Origin of the sequence: Variovorax sp. J22P240, assembly GCF_030316855.1 — a bacterium.
Taxonomy (GTDB): domain Bacteria; phylum Pseudomonadota; class Gammaproteobacteria; order Burkholderiales; family Burkholderiaceae_C; genus Variovorax.
In genome coordinates this window covers 106,571-126,190 of record NZ_JASZYR010000004.1, presented here as the reverse complement: position 1 = coordinate 126,190, position 19,620 = coordinate 106,571, and the positions used below count along the sequence as shown (strand labels likewise).

General features: G+C 67.5%; 15 protein-coding genes. 8 read left to right on the top strand and 7 right to left on the bottom strand.

The window, feature by feature from the left end; genetic code table 11:
• Window positions 1–30: 30 nt before the first annotated feature.
• The 7 genes from htpX to QTI24_RS13090 all read right to left on the bottom strand — a co-directional run bounded on the left by htpX (window position 31) and on the right by QTI24_RS13090 (window position 8,497).
• On the bottom strand, window positions 31–906 hold the full coding sequence (gene htpX / locus QTI24_RS13120) for a protease HtpX (RefSeq protein ID WP_286600959.1): 876 nt from the start codon (window positions 904–906) through the stop codon (window positions 31–33).
• 54 nt (window positions 907–960) lie between these two features.
• Window positions 961–1,749, bottom strand: a complete 789-nt coding sequence (locus tag QTI24_RS13115; protein WP_286600957.1) for a DUF3025 domain-containing protein — start codon at window positions 1,747–1,749, stop codon at window positions 961–963.
• Window positions 1,746–2,483, bottom strand: a complete 738-nt coding sequence (locus tag QTI24_RS13110) for an NYN domain-containing protein (protein ID WP_286600955.1) — start codon at window positions 2,481–2,483, stop codon at window positions 1,746–1,748. The genes QTI24_RS13115 and QTI24_RS13110 overlap by 4 nt, the downstream gene beginning before the upstream one ends.
• Window positions 2,480–3,520, bottom strand: coding sequence for a dihydroorotase (pyrC, locus tag QTI24_RS13105; RefSeq protein ID WP_286600953.1), 1,041 nt, complete (start codon window positions 3,518–3,520; stop codon window positions 2,480–2,482). The genes QTI24_RS13110 and pyrC overlap by 4 nt, the downstream gene beginning before the upstream one ends.
• Window positions 3,521–3,577: 57 nt before the next feature.
• A complete protein-coding gene (locus tag QTI24_RS13100) occupies window positions 3,578–4,231 on the bottom strand; it encodes a redoxin domain-containing protein (protein WP_286600952.1) in 654 nt (217 codons plus the stop codon).
• A gap of 22 nt (window positions 4,232–4,253) precedes the next feature.
• Complete coding sequence (locus QTI24_RS13095) at window positions 4,254–7,517, bottom strand: adenylate/guanylate cyclase domain-containing protein (protein ID WP_286600951.1); 3,264 nt, start codon at window positions 7,515–7,517, stop codon at window positions 4,254–4,256.
• Window positions 7,518–7,582: 65 nt separating this feature from the next.
• Complete coding sequence (locus QTI24_RS13090) at window positions 7,583–8,497, bottom strand: LysR family transcriptional regulator (protein WP_286600950.1); 915 nt, start codon at window positions 8,495–8,497, stop codon at window positions 7,583–7,585.
• 133 nt (window positions 8,498–8,630) lie between these two features.
• On the opposite strand from QTI24_RS13090, the gene QTI24_RS13085 reads away from it, so the two are divergent.
• From QTI24_RS13085 to QTI24_RS13050, 8 genes are all read left to right on the top strand, one after another.
• Window positions 8,631–10,760, top strand: a complete 2,130-nt coding sequence (locus tag QTI24_RS13085) for a 3-hydroxyacyl-CoA dehydrogenase NAD-binding domain-containing protein (protein WP_286600949.1) — start codon at window positions 8,631–8,633, stop codon at window positions 10,758–10,760.
• Window positions 10,761–10,771: 11 nt separating this feature from the next.
• Window positions 10,772–11,962 (top strand): acetyl-CoA C-acyltransferase, encoded by a 1,191-nt coding sequence (locus QTI24_RS13080; protein ID WP_286600947.1) that lies wholly within the window; start codon window positions 10,772–10,774, stop codon window positions 11,960–11,962.
• A 10-nt stretch (window positions 11,963–11,972) separates the two neighbouring features.
• Window positions 11,973–13,181, top strand: coding sequence for an acyl-CoA dehydrogenase family protein (locus QTI24_RS13075; protein WP_286600946.1), 1,209 nt, complete (start codon window positions 11,973–11,975; stop codon window positions 13,179–13,181).
• A gap of 10 nt (window positions 13,182–13,191) precedes the next feature.
• Entirely contained in the window at window positions 13,192–14,328 is a 1,137-nt protein-coding gene (locus tag QTI24_RS13070; protein ID WP_286600944.1) for an acyl-CoA dehydrogenase family protein, read from the top strand.
• Window positions 14,328–15,527 carry a CaiB/BaiF CoA transferase family protein gene (locus tag QTI24_RS13065; RefSeq protein ID WP_286600943.1) on the top strand — a complete coding sequence of 400 codons (1,200 nt, stop codon included), beginning with the start codon at window positions 14,328–14,330 and terminating at the stop codon, window positions 15,525–15,527. Before QTI24_RS13070 ends, QTI24_RS13065 begins: the two co-directional genes overlap by 1 nt.
• 20 nt (window positions 15,528–15,547) lie before the next feature.
• A complete protein-coding gene (locus QTI24_RS13060; protein WP_286600941.1) occupies window positions 15,548–16,552 on the top strand; it encodes a Bug family tripartite tricarboxylate transporter substrate binding protein in 1,005 nt (334 codons plus the stop codon).
• A 69-nt stretch (window positions 16,553–16,621) separates the two neighbouring features.
• Window positions 16,622–18,562, top strand: coding sequence for an acyl-CoA synthetase (locus QTI24_RS13055; RefSeq protein ID WP_286600939.1), 1,941 nt, complete (start codon window positions 16,622–16,624; stop codon window positions 18,560–18,562).
• Window positions 18,563–18,618: 56 nt separating this feature from the next.
• Complete coding sequence (locus QTI24_RS13050; protein ID WP_286601391.1) at window positions 18,619–19,599, top strand: Bug family tripartite tricarboxylate transporter substrate binding protein; 981 nt, start codon at window positions 18,619–18,621, stop codon at window positions 19,597–19,599.
• Window positions 19,600–19,620: the final 21 nt, after the last annotated feature.

Here is a 19,620-nt window from a genome sequence, read left to right as displayed (position 1 = left end):
CGAAGGCGGCTTTTTTGCTGCAGCGGCCGATCAGCCCTGTGCGTTCTGGAGCGCAGCGATGCGCTCCTCGATCGGCGGGTGCGTTGCAAACAGGCTGCCGAGCTTGCCGGTGATGCCCATCGCCTCGACCGACTTCGGCAGTTCGCCGGCCGGCAGGCCGCCCAGGCGGGCCAGCGCGTTCATCATCGGCTGCTTGCGGCCCATCAGCTGCGCGGCACCGGCATCCGCGCGGAATTCGCGCTGGCGGGAGAACCACGCCACCACGATCGCGGCGGCGAAGCCGAGCACGATGTCGAGCACGATGGTGGTCACGAAGTAACCGATGCCGGGACCGGAAGAACGCTCGTCGTTGCGGCGCAGGAAGCTGTCGACCGCATAGCCGATCACCCGCGACAGGAACACGACGAAGGTGTTCATCACGCCCTGGATGAGCGTCATCGTGACCATGTCGCCGTTGGCGACGTGCGCGACTTCATGGCCGATCACGGCTTCGACCTCTTCGCGCGTCATGTTCTGCAGCAGCCCGGTCGACACGGCCACCAGCGACGAGTTCTTGAACGCGCCGGTGGCGAAGGCGTTGGGCTCGCCCTCGAAGATGCCGACCTCGGGCATGCCGATGCCGGCCTTGTCGGCGAAGTTCTTGACGGTCTGCACGATCCAGGCCTCGTCGGGCGATTGCGGGTCGTTGATGATCCGCACGCCGGCCGACCACTTGGCCATCGGCTTGCTGATGAGCAGCGAGATGATTGCGCCACCGAAGCCCATGATGAGCGCGAAGCCCAGCAGCGCCGTGAGGTTCAGCCCGTTCGCCGTGAGGAAGCGGTTGACGCCGAGCAGGCTGGCGACGACGCCCAGCACCGCCACCACCATGACGTTGGTCAGGACAAACAGAAGGATGCGTTTCAAGTTGGATTCTCCGTGGGGAAACGAGGTGCACAGATGGGGGCCGGGCGGCGCGCTTCAAGCGCCACCCTGCAGGGCCGTTTGGGTTGGACTTGGTTCTGGGACCCTGCGCGGACGAAAGACCTCCGAGTCATCATAGAAGGAAAAGTTCTCGTTTTGCTTCCACCAGCCGGGCACACCCAGCACTGGCAGCGGCACGAAAGGCTTGGTCGCAAGATGCGCCGAGTCCAGGGCCGAGATGATGGATGCATCGTCGGCCTTGATCGAGGGAATATCCCCCGGTCCCATCAGGACATGCGCGGTGGCCGCCTTCCTCGGCGACGCCAGCTTCTCGAGCAGCGCATGGCCGAAGACGAGCAGGCGCGCCTCGCGCCACAACCCACGCCGGGCGACGAAGAGCCGCTGCCAGTCCCGCGCGATGAGCGCCTCCCACAACGCGGGCGGCGCTTCGAGCACGGCGCCGTTTTCATCGAACAGGGTCAGCGCATCGCGCAACGGGCCGCGCGTGGCGCCGACGCCGGCACGCGCGATCTCGGTCGCCTGCAATTCGTTGAGGCGCCGCTTGGCTTGCGGAAAATGCAGCCAGACCAGGCCGTTGAAAAGATCGTGCAGGTTGTCGCGCGTCGGGACGCATGCGGTGCGAAAAATGAAGGCTTCATACGCTTCGCCGACCGGTGCGCTGTCCCCCGGCACGAATCGCAGCGGACCGGCGGGCAGGTCGATGGCGACCGACTCGGCGGACAGGGTTTCCGCCACGCCGGCGCCCTGCCCGGCGCTCTCCAGAACGCGCGCGGCTCGTGGCGCGTAGGGGGCCAACCAAGGCTGCGCGGCGTCGGCGGGATTCACGACGGCACGGGGCCGACGTACTGCACCTTGTTGGGCGTCTTCTCCGGTGTCAGCAGGAACAACTCGGGGTGTTTCTTGAAAAGCTTCGGCGAACTCGCGCTCTTGCCCAGCAGCTTCGCGGCGCGCAGCCGTTCCGCAGCCACGTTGAGTTCCACCTTGTTGCCCATGCCCAGTTCGGCGACCGCGTCGAGGATGCGGATGACCTCTTCAGGCAACACCGGCGCGGGCGGCGCGGCCCTGGGCGCCACGGCCTTCACGCGCCGCGGGGCCCGCTTGGCAGCGGTCTTCGCCACCGCCGCCTTCGGTGCCTGATGGTGCTGGAGATCGATGAAGCTGTCGTAGATCGCCACCGTGTCGTCGCCGGTCTTGCCCTGCTGGCCGATGCCGCAGACGCGGCAGCCTTTTTCGCGCAGCCGGATCACGAGCGGCGCGAAGTCCGAATCGGAAGACACCAGCACCGCGATGTCCGGTCGCTCGGCCACTGCGAGATCCATGGCGTCGACCGCGAGCGCGATGTCGGTGCTGTTCTTGCCGGCGGAGAGATTCACCATGGGCCGCACCGAAAGCCGCTTGAACAGGCCTTGCTGCTTCATCGCGGTCTCCGCATTGCAGTAGGCGCGCCGCACATGGATGGCGCCGTGCTCGGTCATCGTCCGCTCCACGGCCTGCTCGATCACGTCGGCGGAGACGTTGTCGGCGTCGATCAGCAGCATCACACGCGGCGGCGTGTTCACGCGAGCCTCCAGGCGACCGTTTCGCCGCCGCGCAGCGGCTTCAGTGTGGCGTCGCCATAAGGCACCGTCTCGGGCACGGTCCAGCTTTCGCGGCGCAGCGTGATGGTGTCGGCGTTGCGCGGCAGGCCGTAGAAGTCGGCGCCATGGAAGCTCGCGAAACCTTCCAGCTTGTCGAGCGCACCCGCGTTGTCGAAGGCCTCGGCGTACAGCTCGATCGCGGTGAGCGCTGTGTAGCAGCCGGCGCAGCCCACCGCATGCTCCTTGAGGTGTGCGGGATGCGGCGCGCTGTCGGTGCCCAGGAAGAAGCGGTCGCTGCCGCTGGTCGCAGCCTCGACCAGCGCCACGCGATGCGTCTCGCGCTTGAGCACCGGCAGGCAGTAGTAGTGCGGTCGGATGCCGCCGGTGAAGATGGCGTTGCGGTTATAGAGCAGATGGTGCGCGGTGATGGTGGCGGCGGTGAAGCGGCTCGCATCGCGCACGTACTGGGCGCCCTCCTTTGTCGTGAGGTGCTCGAACACCACCCTGAGTTCGGGGAAGTCGCGACGCAGCGGGATCATCACGCGGTCGATGAACACGGCCTCGCGGTCGAACAGGTCGATCGCCGGATCCGTGACCTCGCCGTGGATGAGCAGCAGCAGGCCGTGCTTCTGCATCGCTTCCAGCGTGGCGTAGGTCTTGCGGATGTCGGTCACGCCGGCATCGCTGTTGGTGGTCGCGCCTGCGGGGTAGAGCTTGAGTGCTCGCACGCCTGCCGCTGCGGCGCGCTCGATTTCCTCGGGCGCGAGCTTGTCGGTGAGATAGAGCGACATCACTGGCTCGAAGCGGACACCAGCGGGCACCGCTTCGAGGATGCGTGCACGGTAGTCGATGGCCTGCTGCGCCGTGGTCACGGGCGGGCGCAGGTTCGGCATGATCAGCGCGCGGCCGACCTGGCGTGCGGAATGCGGCACGACGGCTTGGAGCGCGGCGCCGTCGCGCACGTGCAGGTGCCAGTCATCGGGGCGGGTGATGGTGAGGGTGTCGGCTGGGCTAGTCATGGGCAGGATTGTCCCATCGCCGTGCGCGGCCCCGCGTGAATCAGGCCCGCGTGCGCCTCAGGCAGCGCAGGCGCGCGCCGCGCCGAGGATCACGTCTTCGGAGGGCAGCTTGCCGATGCCGGGCAAGCCCTCTGCGGCGCACTCGATTTCCGCCCAGCGCACGATGCCGTCGCGATCGATCATGAACTGCGCCTTCAGTTGCGGCCATTGCTTGTCGACTTCACCCAGGTCGGTCGGCGTGCAGGCGTAGCCGTCGAGTTCGCCGATCACCTTGGCGGCCTGGGAAATCGGCAGCGGTTCGGGCAGATCGCCGAAAGGATTGACTCGGACCTCATCCAGCTGCTGGAGCAGCTCGGGCGTCGACTCGGGCTTCGGAACCCCGAAGGCGCGGTGGGTCGACAGCTCGGGGTCGGATGCCAGGCGCAGCCGCGTCGGCCTGAACTTGAAGTACAGCCGCGCGTTTTCGGGTTCGGTCGCCACGACGGCCAGTGTCTCGACTCCCACCGCCTTCAGCTTCTGTTCGAGCGCGCCGAGCTGGACGAGCTGTCGTCGGCAGAACGGGCACCACAGACCCACCATCAGCGCGAGGAACACCGGGCTGCGTCCGCGGTAGTCGGCGAGCGAAACGGTCTCGGGCCCGGCGACTGCCGGAAGGGAGAAGTCGGGGGCCGGGTCGCCCGGCGCCACGGGATGATTCATCACGAATGCCATGTCGAGGCTCCTTCAGGCAGGTTCAGCAGAGGAACGGAAGCACCATCAGGGCGTCGGGCTCGAGGCCGGCGCGCTCGCATACCGCTTGTGCCAGGGCGAGGTAGGTTTCCGCCTGTGCGGGGCTCCCGGCATCGAGGTACAGCGTAGCCAAACCATCGTAGCAGGGAAAGAGCAGTTGAGGCTCGTCGATCCGCTCGGCCAATTGCAACGCTTCCTTGTAAGAAGCGAAGGCGCGCGCACTATCGCCATGGCACTGATATATCTGGCCCAGCACGATCAGCGGCACCGCAAGGTGATCGAGCAGTCCCAGGCGGCGATCGAGGCTGGCGGCGGCACGCGCAGCCTCGATGCCCTCGGCCTCGCAGCGGTTGGTCAGCGCGCAATAGGCGACCGCGAGATTCGCGTAGAGCCGTGACTGGAAGCCGAGGTCGCCCACTTTCCGGGCAGTTTCCAGGCCGCGCAGGCAGGTCTCGATGCTGCGCTGCGGGTCGAGCGACGCATACAGCACGCCCAGGTTGGTGTAGCCGCGGCAGGCCGCCTGCAGCATATTGTTCGCCTCGGCCTGCGCGACGCTGCGTTCGACATGCTCCACCGCCTCGGCAGGCCGTCCCAGCCGTGCCAGTGCCACGCCGAGCGTGTTGCAGGCCTCGGCGCGCACGACGCTGGCCTCCCGCTCGCGGCCCGTGGGCTCGGAAGGCACCTCCGCCAGGGCGCGCTGAGCCAGCGCGAGCGCGGTGTCGTTGTCGCCGGCCCGGAAAGCCAGCCGGCCCATCTCCTGGAACAGGTGCGCGCGTTCGATCCGGTCGCCTTCTTCGCCCAGGCGGTCGAGACCGGCGCTGAAGCAGGCGCTGGCGCGCTCGCGCTCGCCGGCCTCCCAGTGCAGGCCGCCCGTCTTGCGCAACACGCGCGCGGTGCGGACCGGATCGTCTCGCCGTTCGTCCGCGCGCTGGACAACCGCATATTGGGCGAGCGCATCGGTGCGCCGCCCCTGCAGGCCGAACAGGTCGGCCAGGCGCTCGCGCGCGTCGAGTTCCGCCGTCTCGACCTCGGCCTTCGCGGCAACCGTGTCGACCGTCGATTCGTCCAGCGTGTGCAGCGCGCGTTCGTAGTGGCGAATGGCGTCGTCGTTGGCGTAGACGGCGCGCGCCCAGTCGCCGGCGGCCACGAGGTAGCGAGCCCCGCGTGCCTTGTCCGGCGACAGGCTCCAATGGTGCGCCAGCGCCTCCAGCTCGACCAGACGCAGGGGGCTGCGCGCCTGCTCGTCGATGGGCGCCTGCGCGTCGACGCCCAGCACGAATTCCAGCGCGAAGCCGGCACGTTGGTGGAGTTCGGTGCGCCGCGAGAGCAGCAGGTTCTGATAGGCCACTTCGTGCAGCAGCGCATGGGTGAAGCACCAGCCTTGCCCATCTGCCCGGATGAGGTCGGCGGCCGCGAGCCGATGCAACGAGGCTTCGACCGATCGCGGCTCGCTCGCGATGCGTTGCAACAGCGCGCCGTCGAACCCGACTCCCCACACCGCCGCTTCTTGAAGCACCCGCCGGTCGTCCACGCCCAATCCGTCGATGCGCGACAACAGCAGCCCGTACAGCGTCGGCGGAACATCCACGCTGTCGCACGGGTCCTCGCAGACCCAGCGCCCTTCCTTTTTCACCAGCAGGCCGCGCCCGGCCAGGCTGCGAACGATCTCCTCGACGAACAACGGGTTGCCTCCGGCACGCGCCGCGACGAAATCGAGCACGGGCGCCAGGTCATCGTCCGCGGACGCTTCCAGCAGGTGACGCACGAGCGATCGAGACTCCTGCTCGTGGAGCGGACCCAGCTCGATCACGGAGGGTTCGGCCCGCTCGGTGCGCAGCGAACGCGCATCGGGACGCTGAAAGACCAGCACCATCAACGGCCGGTCCGCGAGTTGGTCGACCACCTCGCCCAGCAGATCGACGGACGCCGCATCGGCCCAGTGCAGATCGTCGACCACGACCATCACCGGTTGCTGCGACAGCCGGCGCTCGATCAGCGCCCGTGCTGCCAGGGTGATCTGGCGCTGGAGTTGCTCGGGTTCGATGTCGCGCGGCTTCGTGTCCTGGATGCCGAGCAGGTAGTTCAGCACCTTCCCCACTGCATCGGCTTCGTCGGCGTTGGCGCCGAGGGACGTCAAACCCTCTTGCAGCTTGCGCCGGGCCGATTCCAATGACTCCCCCGCATCCACGCGGTACGCATCGCGAAACAGCGCGCCGAAGGTGCCATAGGTGGGCTCGCCGAGCGATGAACAGTTGGCGCGACGAACGCCCGTCGCCGTCAAACGTTCGTCGCCTTCGAGGCGCGCGAAGAACTCGGCGAGCAGCCGGGACTTGCCGGCCCCGGCCTCGCCGACGACGCTGACCACCTGCGCCTTCCCGCCCTGCATGCGGTCGAACGCAGCCAGCAGACGTTCGACCGCATCGCCGCGCCCGACCATCGGCGCCGCGAGCCCGAGGTCGGCGAGGCCGCGGGCGGAGGCCAGTTCCGTGCGCACGCCGATCAGGCAATGCACGCGAAGGGGCTCCGCCTTGCCGCGTAGCGCCAGTTCGGAGGGCGGCTCGAATTCGAAGCGGTGCCTCACCATTGCATGGGTCGCTTCCGACACCAGCACCCTGCCCGGCGCCGCGGCCGTGAGCAATCGCGACGCGGTGTTCACCGTATCGCCGGTGACCGCATACGCGCCGCCAGTGCCGCTGCCCAGGCTGCCGGCCACCACCGCGCCGGTGTGAACGCCGATGTGCAGCGTGACCGGCCGTCCGAGGCGCGCCATCCACTGCGCGCTCAGCTGCTCGACGCCTTGCATCATCTCCTGCGCTGCTTCCACGGCGCGCAGCGGGTCGTCCTCGTGCGCGCGGGGCGCGCCGAACACCGCCATCACTGCGTCGCCCACGAACTTCTCGACGAAGCCGTCGTAGCGCGCAATGGACTGCGCCATCGCGGCAAACAACGCGTTCTGGAAGGTGCGCAGCGTTTCGGGGTCCAGCCCTTCGGCGAGCGACGTGAAGCCCGTCAGATCGGCGAACACCACGGTGACCTGGCGGCGATCCGCCTCATGGCTGGGCTCGCTGATGGCCGGTGTCGGCGGCACGCTGGCGATCGCCGGGCCCGCCGCCGCCCGCGCCGTGCCGCAGCGCGGGCAGAACGCAAAGTCGGACTCGCATTCGTATCCGCACGACACGCAGGAACAGGCGAGCCGTCGCCCGCAGCGCTGGCAGAAGGATGACGTGGGCAGCACATCGGCGCCGCAGCCGGCACAGGTCGTGGTCATCGAGCGTTCCGTGCCCCGATGCTGCCGCACTTCCGCCGCCCGCGCCATGGCGGGCGCCCGGGGTGCTACGCGTCCTGCGCGGCGCCTGCTGCCGTGCCTCGGGCGCGCTCCAGGATGAAATCGATGAAGGTCCGCGTCGCGCGCGTGTGCTGGCGGTTCGGCATGTAGAGCATGAACATTTGCGTGCCGAAGATGCTGAGCCGCCAGTCGTCGAGCGTGGTCACGACGTCGCCGCGCCGCACGTCGTCATTCACGACGTAGTCGGGCACCAGCCCGATACCCAGGCCGGCGAGGATGGCCTGCCTCAGGAAGAGAAAGTTCTCGGAGATCAGCGTGGGCTCCAGCACCACCTCGCGGCGCTCCTCCCCCTGATAGGCCGACACGCGCAACTGCCGTCCGATCACGGCTGCGGTGACCACCGGCGCGGCCTGCAATTCATCGAGCTGGGTGGGCAGCGCGTGTTCCCGTGCATAGGCAGTCGATGCGCAGGCCACGTAGCGCACCGGGCCCAGTTCGCGCGCAACGAGGTTCTGCGGCGGCTCGGGGATCACGCGGATCGCGATATCCACTTCGTCGCGCAAGAGATCCTCGATGCGGTTCTCGAAAAGCACGTCCAGCACGATGCCGGGGTACTGTCGCTTGAAGTCGATGAGCCACTCGGACATGACGAGTTGCCCGTAGCCGCTCGGCACGCTGAGCCGCACGCGACCCTGCAGGCTCTGGCCCAACGTCGTCACCGACTCCCTCGCGGCCATCAGTTCGCCCTGGATGGCAAGGCCGTGCTGGTAGAGCCGCAGGCCGATTTCCGTCGGCTCGGCGCGCCGCGTGGTGCGCCGCACCAGTTGCGCGCCCACCGAGCGTTCGAGCTGGTTCAGGTGATAGCTCACGTTGGCTCGGCTCATCTTCAGCCGTCGCGCGGCGGCGCTCAGATTCCCGGCGTCAAGGATTTCGACCAGCAGGGTCAGCGATTGCAGGTCCATGGCATCGATTCTGTCAAAAATCCTTTGACAGTCTGTCAATGGGTAATGCAATTGTCAAATTGGTGTGCCGGATCAAGAATCGCGGATTCACCCTCTAGGAACCGTCCGGTTCCGCCATCCGGAGACACACAGCATGGCCACGACTCCCACTCCTTCTACGTCCGAACCCGTCACGTTCCAGCGAGATGCCAACGTGCTGGTCGTGACCATCGACAACCCGCCGGTCAATGCGCTGGGCGTCGACGTGCGCCGCGGCCTGGTGGCTGCGATCGATGCGGCCGAAGCCGACAGCGATGTCGCCGCGGTGCTGATCGTGGGTGCAGGGCGCAACTTCATCGCCGGCGCAGACATCCGCGAGTTCGGCAAGACGCCGCAGCCGCCGTCGCTGCCGGAAGTCTGCGGCCGCATCGAGAACTGCAGCAAGCCCGTGGTGGCTGCGATCCACGGTGCGGCGCTCGGTGGCGGGCTGGAGATCGCACTGTCGGCGCACTATCGCCTGGCCGTGGCTTCCGCCAAGCTCGGGCTGCCTGAAGTGCAGCTCGGCCTGCTCCCCGGCTCCGGCGGCACCCAGCGCGCGCCGCGCCTGATCGGCGTGAAGCCCGCGCTCGAACTCATGCTCAGCGGCCGCCACACCGGCGCGAAGGAAGCGCTGTCGCTGGGCCTGATCGACCGTCTCGGCGAAGGCACCGACGCACTGCCGCAAGGCCTCGCCTATGCGAAGGAACTCGTCGCCGCCAAGGCCCCGGTGCGCCGCACGCGCGATGCCCAAGGGCTGGCCGATACCGAAGCCAGCCGTGCCGCACTGGAAGCCGCCCGCGCGGATACGGCCAAGAAGAGCCGCGGCCTGTTCTCGCCGATGAAGATCATCGAAGCGGTCGAAGCCGCGCTCACGCAGCCCTTCGACGAGGGCATGGCGCTCGAACGCAAGTTGTTCCTGCAGTGCATCGACAGCCCGCAGCGCGCGGGCCTGATCCACGCCTTCTTCGCCGAGCGCGAAGTGCTCAAGGCGCCAGAAACCAAGGCCGCGAAGCCCCGCCCGCTGGAGTCGGCGGGCATCGTCGGCGGCGGCACGATGGGCGCAGGCATCGCGGTGGCGATGCTCGACGCCGGCATGCCCGTGACCATGATCGAGCGCGACGAGCCCAGCCTCGCGCGCGGTCGTGCCCATGTCGAGAAGGTCTACGACGGCCTCATCCAGAAGGGCCGCATGACTGCCGAAGCCAAGGCTGCGGTCATGGCGCGCTTCTCGGGCTCGACCTCGTACGACGCGCTGGCCAAGGTCGACATCGTGGTCGAAGCCGTGTTCGAGGAGATGGGCGTCAAGAAGGCCGTCTTCGCCGAACTCGACCGCGTCTGCAAGCCCGGCGCCGTGCTCGCCACGAACACCTCGTACCTGGACATCGACGAGATCGCCGCCAGCATCTCGCGCCCGGCCGACGTGGTGGGCCTGCACTTCTTCTCGCCGGCGAACATCATGAAGCTGCTGGAGATCGTGGTGCCCGGCAAGGTGAGCGCCGACGTGGTCGCCACAGGCTTCGAGCTTGCGAAGAAGCTCAAGAAGGTGCCGGTGCGCGCCGGCGTGTGCGACGGCTTCATCGGCAACCGCATCCTCGCGGTCTATCGCCAGGCCGCCGACCACATGATGGAAGACGGTGCGTCGCCCTACCAGATCGACAAGGCGGTGCGCGACTTCGGCTACCCGATGGGCCCGTTCCAGGTGTCCGATCTCGCGGGCGGCGACATCGGCTGGGCCACGCGCAAGCGCAAGGCCGCCACGCGCGACCCGAAGGCGCGCTACGTGCAGATTGCGGACCGCATCTGCGAGCGCGGGTGGTTCGGCCAGAAGACACAGCGCGGCTACTACCTCTATCCGGAAGGCGCACGCACTGGCACCGATGATCCCGAGGTGCTTGCGATCATCGATGCGGAGCGCCAGCGCGCGGGCATCGCGACGCGCAACTTCACCGACGACGAAATCATGCGCCGCTACATGGCCGCGATGATCAACGAAGGGGCCAACGTCGTGCACCAGCGCATCGCGCTGCGGCCGCTCGACGTCGACGTGACCTTCCTCTACGGCTACGGCTTCCCGCGCCATCGCGGCGGCCCGATGAAGTACGCCGACACCGTGGGCCTCGCCAATGTGCTGGCCGACATCCGCGAATTCGCGAAGCAGGATCCGCTGTTCTGGAAACCCTCGCCGTTGCTCGTCGAGCTGGTCGAACGCGGCGCCGATTTCGCAAGCCTCAACCAGTCCGAATAAGGAGATATCCCATGCGCGAAGCCGTCATCGTCTCAACCGCCCGCACGCCGCTCACCAAGGCGCACCGTGGCGAATTCAACATCACCCCCGGCGCGACGCTGGCAGCCTTTGCAGTCAAGGCCGCGGTCGAGCGCTCGGGCATCGATCCCGCGCTGATCGAGGACGCGATCCTCGGCTGCGGCTACCCCGAAGGCACCACCGGCCGGAACATCGCACGCCAGAGCATCATCCGCGCGGGCCTGCCGATCTCGATCGCCGGCACCACGGTCAACCGCTTCTGCGCCTCGGGCCTGCAGGCGATCGCGATGGCAGCGGGCCGCATCGTGGTCGACGGCGCCCCGGCCATGATCGCGGGCGGCGTGGAAAGCATTTCGCAGATCCGCACCCGCAGCGCCACCGACAGCGGCGACAGCGGCATGGACCCGTGGATCGTCGAGCACAAGCCCGCGCTCTACATGGCGATGATCGAGACCGCCGACATCGTGGCGCAGCGCTACGGCATCAGCCGCGAGGCGCAGGACCGCTTCTCCGCCGAGAGCCAGCGCAAGACCGAGGAAGCGCAGATCGCCGGCCGCTACAAGGAAGAGATCGTGGCCTGCAGCACCACGATGGCCGATACGAACAAGGAAACCAAGGAAGTCACGCAGCGCGAAGTGACGATCGACCACGACACCTGCAACCGCCGCGGCACGACCTACGACGCGCTCGCCAAGCTGCAACCCGTGATGGGCGCGGACAAGTTCGTCACCGCCGGCAATGCATCGCAACTCTCCGATGGCGCCTCGGCCTGTGTGCTGATGGAAGCCAAGGAAGCCGAGCGCGCCAACCTGAAGCCGATGGGCGCATTCCGCGGCATGGCCGTCGCCGGCTGCGAGCCCGACGAGATGGGCATCGGCCCGGTGTTCGCGGTGCCGAAACTGCTGGCGCGCCATGGCCTGAAGGTCGACGATATCGATCTCTGGGAACTCAACGAAGCCTTTGCTTCGCAGTCCATCTACTGCCAGGACAAGCTCGGCATCCCGGCCGAGCGGCTCAACGTCAACGGCGGCGCGATTTCCATCGGCCATCCGTTCGGCATGACGGGCGCGCGGCTGGCCGGCCACGTGCTGATCGAAGGCAAGCGCCGCGGCGCGAAGTACGCCGTCGTCACGATGTGCATCGCCGGCGGCATGGGTGCCGCGGGCCTCTTTGAAATCTATTGAGGAGTCCGCCATGGACCTGAACTTCACCCCCGAAGAAGAAGCCTTCCGCAGCGAAGTGCGCGACTTCCTGAAAGCCAAGCTGCCGGCCCGCCTCTCCGACAAAGTAGCGACCGGCAAGCACCTGAGCAAGGCCGACATGCAGGAATGGCACGCCATCCTCAACGAGCGCGGCTGGCTGGCCAACCACTGGCCCGAACAGTACGGCGGCCCGGGCTGGACCGCGGTCGAGAAGTTCATCTTCGAGAACGAATGCGCGCTGGCGCATTCGCCGCGCATCGTGCCCTTCGGCGTGAACATGCTCGGCCCGGTGCTCATCAAGTACGGCAACGAGGCGCAGAAGCGCCACTGGCTGCCGCGCATCCTCGACGGCTCGGACTGGTGGTGCCAGGGCTACTCGGAACCCGGCGCGGGCTCCGACCTGGCATCGGTCAAGACTTCCGCCGTGCGCGGTGTCGATGCCCAGGGAGACCACTACATCGTCAACGGCCAGAAGACATGGACCACGCTCGGCCAGCACGCGAACATGATCTTCTGCCTCGTGCGCACCAACCGCGAGGCGAAGAAGCAGGAAGGCATCAGCTTCCTGCTGATCGACATGACTTCGCCCGGCATCGAAGTGCGTCCGATCATCACGCTCGACGGCGATCATGAAGTCAACGAGGTGTTCTTCAGCGACGTGCGCGTGCCCGCCGAAAACCTCGTCGGCGAGGAAGACAAGGGCTGGACCTGCGCCAAGTACCTGCTGACCTACGAGCGCACCAACATCGCCGGCGTCGGCTTCTCGGTCGCCGCGATGGAACAGCTCAAGCTCATCGCCGCGAAGCAGACCAGGAACGGCCGCCCACTCGCCGAAGACCCGGCTTTCGCGGCGCGCATGGCGAAGGTCGAGATCGACCTGGAGAACATGAAGACCACCAACCTGCGAGTGATCGCGGCAGTGGCGGGTGGCGGCGTGCCGGGTGCGGAAAGCTCGATGCTCAAGATCCGCGGCACCGAGATCCGCCAGGAGATCTCGTCGCTGACCCGTCGCGCGATGGGTTCGTATGCGCGGCCCTTCGTGGTCGAGGCGCTGAAGGAAGGCTTCGACGGCCAGCCCGTCGGACCGAGCTATGCGGCGCCGGCTGCGGCCCGCTACTTCAACAACCGCAAGCTGTCGATCTTCGGCGGCTCGAACGAAATTCAAAAGAACATCATCTCCAAGATGATCCTCGGACTCTGAAGGAACAGTCATGAACTTCGAACACACCGAAGACCGGCGCATGCTCGCCGACAGCCTGAACCGTTTCATCGCAGAGCAATACGCCTTCGAGACGCGTGACCGCATCGCCAAGTCCGCACAGGGATTCAGCACCGAAATCTGGCAGCAGTTCGCCGAACTCGGCGTGATCGGCGCGCTCTTCAGTGAAGACGACGGTGGCTTCGGCGGCGGCGGCTTCGATGTCGCCGTGGTCTTCGAGGCACTGGGCCGCGGCCTGGTGGTCGAACCGTTGCTGGGCGCGGTGATGGCCGGCGAGGCCATTTCCGTTGCAGGCAACGACACGCAGAAGGGCCTGATGACAGAGATCGTCGGCGGCACCACGATCGCCACGCTGGCACATGACGAACCCGAAACCCACTACGAGCTGAGCCGCGTGCAGACGCGCGCCGAGCGCAGCGGCGACGGCTGGGTGCTGAAGGGCGCCAAGGCGGTCGTGCAGCAGGGCGAACAGGCCAATCTCTTCGTGGTCTCTGCGCGCACCTCGGGCGCGGTGGACGACGAAGCCGGCATCTCGCTCTTCCTCGTGCCCGCGAAGACACCTGGACTGACGGTGCGCGGCTGCCCCGCGATCGACGGCGGCCGCGTGGCCGAACTCGGCTTCGACAACGTGAAGCTCGGCGCCGACGCATTGCTGGGCACCGAAGGTCAAGGCCACGCCACGCTCGAGCGCGCCATCGGCCGCGGTGTGCTCGCGCTGTGCGCCGAAGCGCTCGGCGCGATGGAAGCCGCCAAGACGGCCACGCTGGAGTACCTGCGCACGCGCAAACAGTTCGGCACGCTCATCGGCAGCTTCCAGGCGCTGCAGCACCGCATGGCGGACCTGCTGCTGGAGATCGAGCAGGCGCGTTCGGCCGTGATCAACGCGGCCGCGGCCATCGACGCCGATCGCGTGACGCGCGAGCGCGCGCTGTCGGCGGCCAAGGTCAGCATCGGCCGCATCGGCACACTGGTGGCCGAGGAAAGCATCCAGATGCACGGCGGCATCGGCATGACCTGGGAACTGCCGCTCGCCCACTACGCCAAGCGCCTGGTGATGATCGACCACCAGCTCGGTGACGAGGACCACCACCTCCAGCGCTACATCGCGCTGGGACGGGAGCATCACTGATGAAAGGCACTCTGCCGCTGGCCGGCGTCCGCGTTCTCGACCTTTCGCGCATCCTCGCAGGACCGTGGTGCGGCATGGTGCTGGCCGACCTCGGTGCGGAAGTGATCAAGGTCGAGCATCCCGGCCGCGGCGATGACACGCGCGACTGGGGCCTGCGCGTCGGCAAGACCGAAACGGCCTACTTCAACAGCGTCAACCGCAACAAGCGCTCGGTCGGCCTCGACCTTCAGACCCCCGAAGGCCAGGAAATCGCCCGCGAACTCGCGAAGAAGAGCGACGTCGTGATCCAGAACTTCAAGTTCGGAGGCATCGACAAGCTGGGCCTCGGCTACGACCGGCTGCGGCAAGACAACCCCGGACTCATCTACTGCTCGATCTCCGGCTACGACCGCACCGGCCCCGAAGCCGCACGCCCCGGCTACGACCTCGTCGTGCAGGGTGAGGCGGGACTGATGGCGCTCAACGGCGAGGCGAACCAGCCGCCGCTGAAGTTCGGCGTCGCCGCCGTCGACCTGTTCACCGGCATGTATTCCGCGCAGGCCGTCCTCGCGGCGCTCTACGAGCGCGAGAAGACGGGCACCGGCCGCCACATCGAGATGGCACTGTTCGACTGCGGCCTGATGATCACCGCCTACTACGGTCTCGAAGCCCTGCTGATGGGCGAAGACCCGCCGCGCTATGGCAATGCGCATCCGTCGATCGTTCCCTACGGCGTGTTCGATGCCGAAGACGGCCAACTGGTCATCACCGTCGGCAACAACAGCCAGTTCGCGCGCTTCTGCACCGACGTGATCGAGCGGCCCGACCTCGCCGACGACGAACGCTTCAAAACCAACATCCTGCGCTCCGCCAACCGCGAGGTGCTGATGCCCGAGATCAACCGCGAACTCGGCAAGCGCAAGCGCAAGGCGCTGCTCGAACAGCTCACGCGCTCAGGCATTCCCTGCGGCGAAGTGCTCGGCCTGCTCGAAGCCTTGCAGTCCAAGCGCGCCACCGATGCCGGGCTCGTGACCACGCAGCCGCATCCCGTGGCCGGCAGCGTCAACGTGCTTGCGCCGCCCTATCGCTTCGACGGCGAACGCCTGCCGGTGCGCAGCGCACCACCGCAGCTCGGCGAAGGCACACACGACGTGCTGCAGTCGCTGCTCGGCCTCTCCGACGAAAAGCTCTCCCAACTGAAATCGAATGGCGTCCTCTGACGCCGCATCCTGAAGAACCCATGGCCTCCCGTTTCCCGACTTCCGTCCGCAACCCCGCGCGCCGCGCGCTGCTCGCCCTCGCGCTGCCGCTGCTGGCAGGTTCCGCTTTCGCACAGGCCCAAGCCTGGCCGACCAAGCCGATCACAATCATCGTGCCCTTCCCCGCCGGCGGCCCGACCGACACGGCGACGCGCATCATCGGACAGAAGATATCCCTCGGCCTCAAGCAGCCGGTGCTGATCGACAACCGCAGCGGCGCCTCCGGCACCATCGGTGCGGCGGCTGCCGCCAAGGCCGCACCGGACGGCTACACGCTGGTGATGCTCGCGACGCCCACCCTGCTCGCGGGACACCTGTACGGCCCCACCAGCTACGACATCTTCAAGAACTTCACGCCGGTGGGCACGACCTACGATCTGCCGATCGTGATGGTGGTCAATCCCAAGGCGCTGCCCGACGTGACCGGCCTGCAGCAACTCATCGCCAAGGCCAAGGAGCAAGGCGGCAAGCTCAACTACACCACCGCCGGCACGGGCAGCTTCGGCCACCTGACGACCGAGTCGCTCAAGACGGTCGGGCACTTCGACATGCAGCACGTGCCCTACCGCGGCAGCGCACCCGCCGTGACGGACCTGATCGGCGGGCAAGTGCCGATGATGTTCTCCGACCTTATCGCCGTGCTGCCGCACATCAAGTCGGGCACGCTGCGCGCCATCGCCGTCGGATCGTCCAAGCGCGTGAGCCTGCTTCCCGACGTGAAGACGGTGGCCGAGCAGGGCTTCCCCGGCTTCGACGCCACCTCGTGGGGCGGCATGCTCGCGCCCGCCGGCACGCCGAAGGAAGTGGTCGCGCGCCTGAACGCCGAGTTGAAGAAGGCACTCGCCGACAAGGAAGTGCAGGAGAAGCTCGAAGGCGTCGGCACCTTCGCAGCCTTCCAGACGCCCGAGCAGATGGCGACGCGCATGCGCCAGGACTACGAGCGCTGGGGCAAGGTGATCCGCGACAACAACATCACCAACAAGTAGGTCGCACTTCGGGCCGTGGGACGGCCCGGCGCATGATTCGAGACAAAACCGAACCAGGAGACAGCATTCATGAGCCGCACGAGCGAACCCCGGATCGCAGCGCCCTTCAGCGCGTCCTTTCCCATCCGCAGCCTCGCGGACATCCGCCGGCTCGAAGAAACGCCGCTCGACGAGGCGCTGACCGTTCGCAGCACCTACGAGATCTTCCGCAATGCCGGCGCGGCCTTCGGCGACAAGACGGCGTTGACCTTCCTGCGCACGGGCAATCCGGCGGACGAGCCGATCCGCTGGTCCTATGCCGAGCTGCTGGCCGGCATCCACCAGACCGCCAACGCACTGCATGCGCTCGGCGTCGGGCCCGACGATGCCATTGCCGTGCTGCTGCCGGGCTGCCTGGAGTACCACCTCGCGCTGTGGGGCGGTGCGGCGGCCGGCATCGTGCAGCCGCTCAACCCGCTGCTCACCGACGAAAAGCTGGTCTCGCTGATGACGGCGGGCCGTGCCAAGGTGTTGATCGCCTATGGCTCCGACGCCGAATCCGGCATGTGGTCGAAGGCGATGCGGCTTCGCAGCCAGGTGCCCACGCTCACGACCGTGCTGCGCGTGGCGCCGCATGACGAAGCGCCCATCAGTGCAGGGGCCTTGCCCGAAGGCGTGGCCGACTTCAAGACCTTGCGCGAACGCGAGCCGGATGACCATCTGGTGAGCGGCCGCGACATTCAAGCCAGCGACATCGCCGCCTACTTCCACACCGGTGGCACCACGGGCGCGCCCAAGCTCGCGCGCCACAGCCACGGCGCGCAGGTGTTCACCGCCTGGGCCAGCGTGAACGTCGCCGGCCAGGGTTCGAGTGACACCTCCATCAACGGCTATCCGTTGTTCCACGTCGCGGGCGTGCTGCCGGCCTCGCTGGCATCCCTGTCCGCGGGCGTGGAGGTGATCATTCCGACCACTTCGCTGCTGCGTAACAAGGAGGTGCTCGCCAATTACTGGCGGCTGGTCGAGAAGTACCGGCCGACCTCGCTGTCGGCGGTCCCGACCGTGCTCGCGGCGCTGGCGAACGTGCCGCTCGATGGCGCGGACATCTCGTCGATCCGCTATTGCCGCACTGGCGCCGCCGTGCTGGCACCGGAACTCGCGGCGCGCTTCGAGCGCCTTTTCGGCCTGCACGTGCACGAGAGCCTGGGCATGACGGAGATGGCCGGCATCTCGACCATCACGCCACCGGGCGTGATCGGGCCTGCGGGCTGCGTCGGTTTTCCGCTCCCCTTCACGCAATTGCGCATCGTCGCTCTCGACGAGAACGGCAATGCCAGCGACCGCGACCTGCCGGCGGGCGAACAGGGCATGGTGCTGTTCAAGTCGCCGAACCTGTTCTCGGGCTTCGTCGATCCGGCCGACAACGCCAAGGCCTTCACGGCCGACGGCTGGCTCGCCACCGGCGACCTCGGCTGGATGGACGACGAGGGGCGGCTGAATCTCAGCGGCCGCTCGAAGGACCTGATCATCCGCAGCGGCCACAACATCGATCCGAAAGTCATCGAGGACGCACTCGGTGCGCACCCCGCGGTGCAGCTGTGCGCCGCCGTTGGCGCACCCGATGCCTATGCGGGCGAGCTGCCGGTGGTCTTCGCGACGCTCGTGCCCGGCGCATCAGCGAGCGAGGAAGAATTGCTGGCCTTCACCGCCGGGCGGGTCGACGAAGCGCCGGCCAAGCCCAAGTCGGTGATCGTCATCGAGACGATGCCGATGACCAACGTCGGCAAGATCTTCAAGCCTGAACTGCGCTCGATGGCTGCGCGCAAGGTGGCCGCCACGATGGTGGACGAAGCCTGCGCCGCATTGGGCGTCGGCGCCGCGGTACGCCCGCAGGTGCAGGCCGATGGCGACAGTGCGCTGAAGGTCGTTGTCGACGCGGCGGCCGTGGGAGCGCAGGCACCAGCGCTGCAGAGCCAGTTGCAGGAGTTGCTGGGACGCCTGCCCATCAAGGCGCAGGTGATCCTGAAATAGCCGCGCGCATTCTTCTGAACACGAACCGGAGACACACCTTGACCTCTTTGCAAACCATGAGCCGCCGAGCGTGGCTCTGCGCCTCGGCCTCCGCCGCGGTGCTGTGCGCCATCGCGCCCGCGCAGGCGCAGACCTATCCGAACAAGCCGATCAAGATGGTGGTGCCCTTCGCCGCCGGCGGCGCGACCGACGTGCTGGCGCGCGTGCTGGCCGAGAAGATGGCGGCGGGCCTCGGTCAGCCCGTCATCATCGACAACAAGCCCGGCGCGGCCGGCATCATCGGCACCGACGCAGTCGCGAAGGCCGCGCCGGACGGCTACACCATCGTGTTGTCACTGAGCAATTCGCTGCTCACCAACCAGTTCCTCTACGAGAAGCTGCCCTACGACACGCAGCGCGACCTCACGCTGGTCTACCAGATCGCGATGGCGCCGCTGGTGTTGGTGGTGCATCCGAGCGTGCCGGTCAAGACCGGGCCCGAGCTGCTCAAGTACGTCAGCGCCAACAAGGGCAAGGTGGCCTATGGCTCCTACGGCGTCGGCGCCTATCCGCACCTGGCCGGCGCGCACATGAGCCTGACGCAGAACGCCGACATGAACCACGTCGCCTACAAGGGCGAGGCGCCGATGCTGCAGGACCTCATCGGCGGCCAGATCCAGATGGCGTATGCCAGCGCACTGGTCGCGAAGCCGCAGATCGAGGCCGGCAAGGTCAAGGCCATCGGCGTGACCGGCGACCGCCGCATGAGCACGCTGCCCAACGTGCCGACGCTGGCGGAGCAAGGCATGAAGGACGAGGCCTATCGCGTGACCGGCTGGCTCGCCATCGCGGCGCCGGGCAACACGCCGAAGCCCATCGTGCAGCGCATCGCGGACGAAGTGCGCAAGGCGACGCAGCAACCCGACGTGCAAGCGAAGGTCGCTGGAATGGGCTTCGAGCTCAAGGACAGCTCGCCCGAAGCCTTTGCCGCCGCCTACAAGCAGGAGCGCCCGGTGTGGGAGCGCCTGATCAAGCAATCGGGCGCCAAGCTCGAGTGAATCGCAGAATCTCAAAACCGA

Bases quoted from the DNA above. Each gene is read 5' to 3' on its own strand.
- QTI24_RS13060 (WP_286600941.1), top strand. From the start codon at position 15,548: ATGGCCTCCCGTTTCCCGACTTCCGTCCGCAACCCCGCGCGCCGCGCG.
- QTI24_RS13100 (WP_286600952.1), bottom strand. From the start codon at position 4,231: ATGGCATTCGTGATGAATCATCCCGTGGCGCCGGGCGACCCGGCCCCC.
- QTI24_RS13050 (WP_286601391.1), top strand. From the start codon at position 18,619: ATGAGCCGCCGAGCGTGGCTCTGCGCCTCGGCCTCCGCCGCGGTGCTG.
- QTI24_RS13070 (WP_286600944.1), top strand. From the start codon at position 13,192: ATGAACTTCGAACACACCGAAGACCGGCGCATGCTCGCCGACAGCCTG.
- QTI24_RS13075 (WP_286600946.1), top strand. From the start codon at position 11,973: ATGGACCTGAACTTCACCCCCGAAGAAGAAGCCTTCCGCAGCGAAGTG.
- QTI24_RS13090 (WP_286600950.1), bottom strand. From the start codon at position 8,497: ATGGACCTGCAATCGCTGACCCTGCTGGTCGAAATCCTTGACGCCGGG.
- QTI24_RS13085 (WP_286600949.1), top strand. From the start codon at position 8,631: ATGGCCACGACTCCCACTCCTTCTACGTCCGAACCCGTCACGTTCCAG.
- QTI24_RS13065 (WP_286600943.1), top strand. From the start codon at position 14,328: ATGAAAGGCACTCTGCCGCTGGCCGGCGTCCGCGTTCTCGACCTTTCG.
- QTI24_RS13095 (WP_286600951.1), bottom strand. From the start codon at position 7,517: ATGACCACGACCTGTGCCGGCTGCGGCGCCGATGTGCTGCCCACGTCA.
- QTI24_RS13080 (WP_286600947.1), top strand. From the start codon at position 10,772: ATGCGCGAAGCCGTCATCGTCTCAACCGCCCGCACGCCGCTCACCAAG.
- QTI24_RS13055 (WP_286600939.1), top strand. From the start codon at position 16,622: ATGAGCCGCACGAGCGAACCCCGGATCGCAGCGCCCTTCAGCGCGTCC.
- pyrC (WP_286600953.1), bottom strand. From the start codon at position 3,520: ATGACTAGCCCAGCCGACACCCTCACCATCACCCGCCCCGATGACTGG.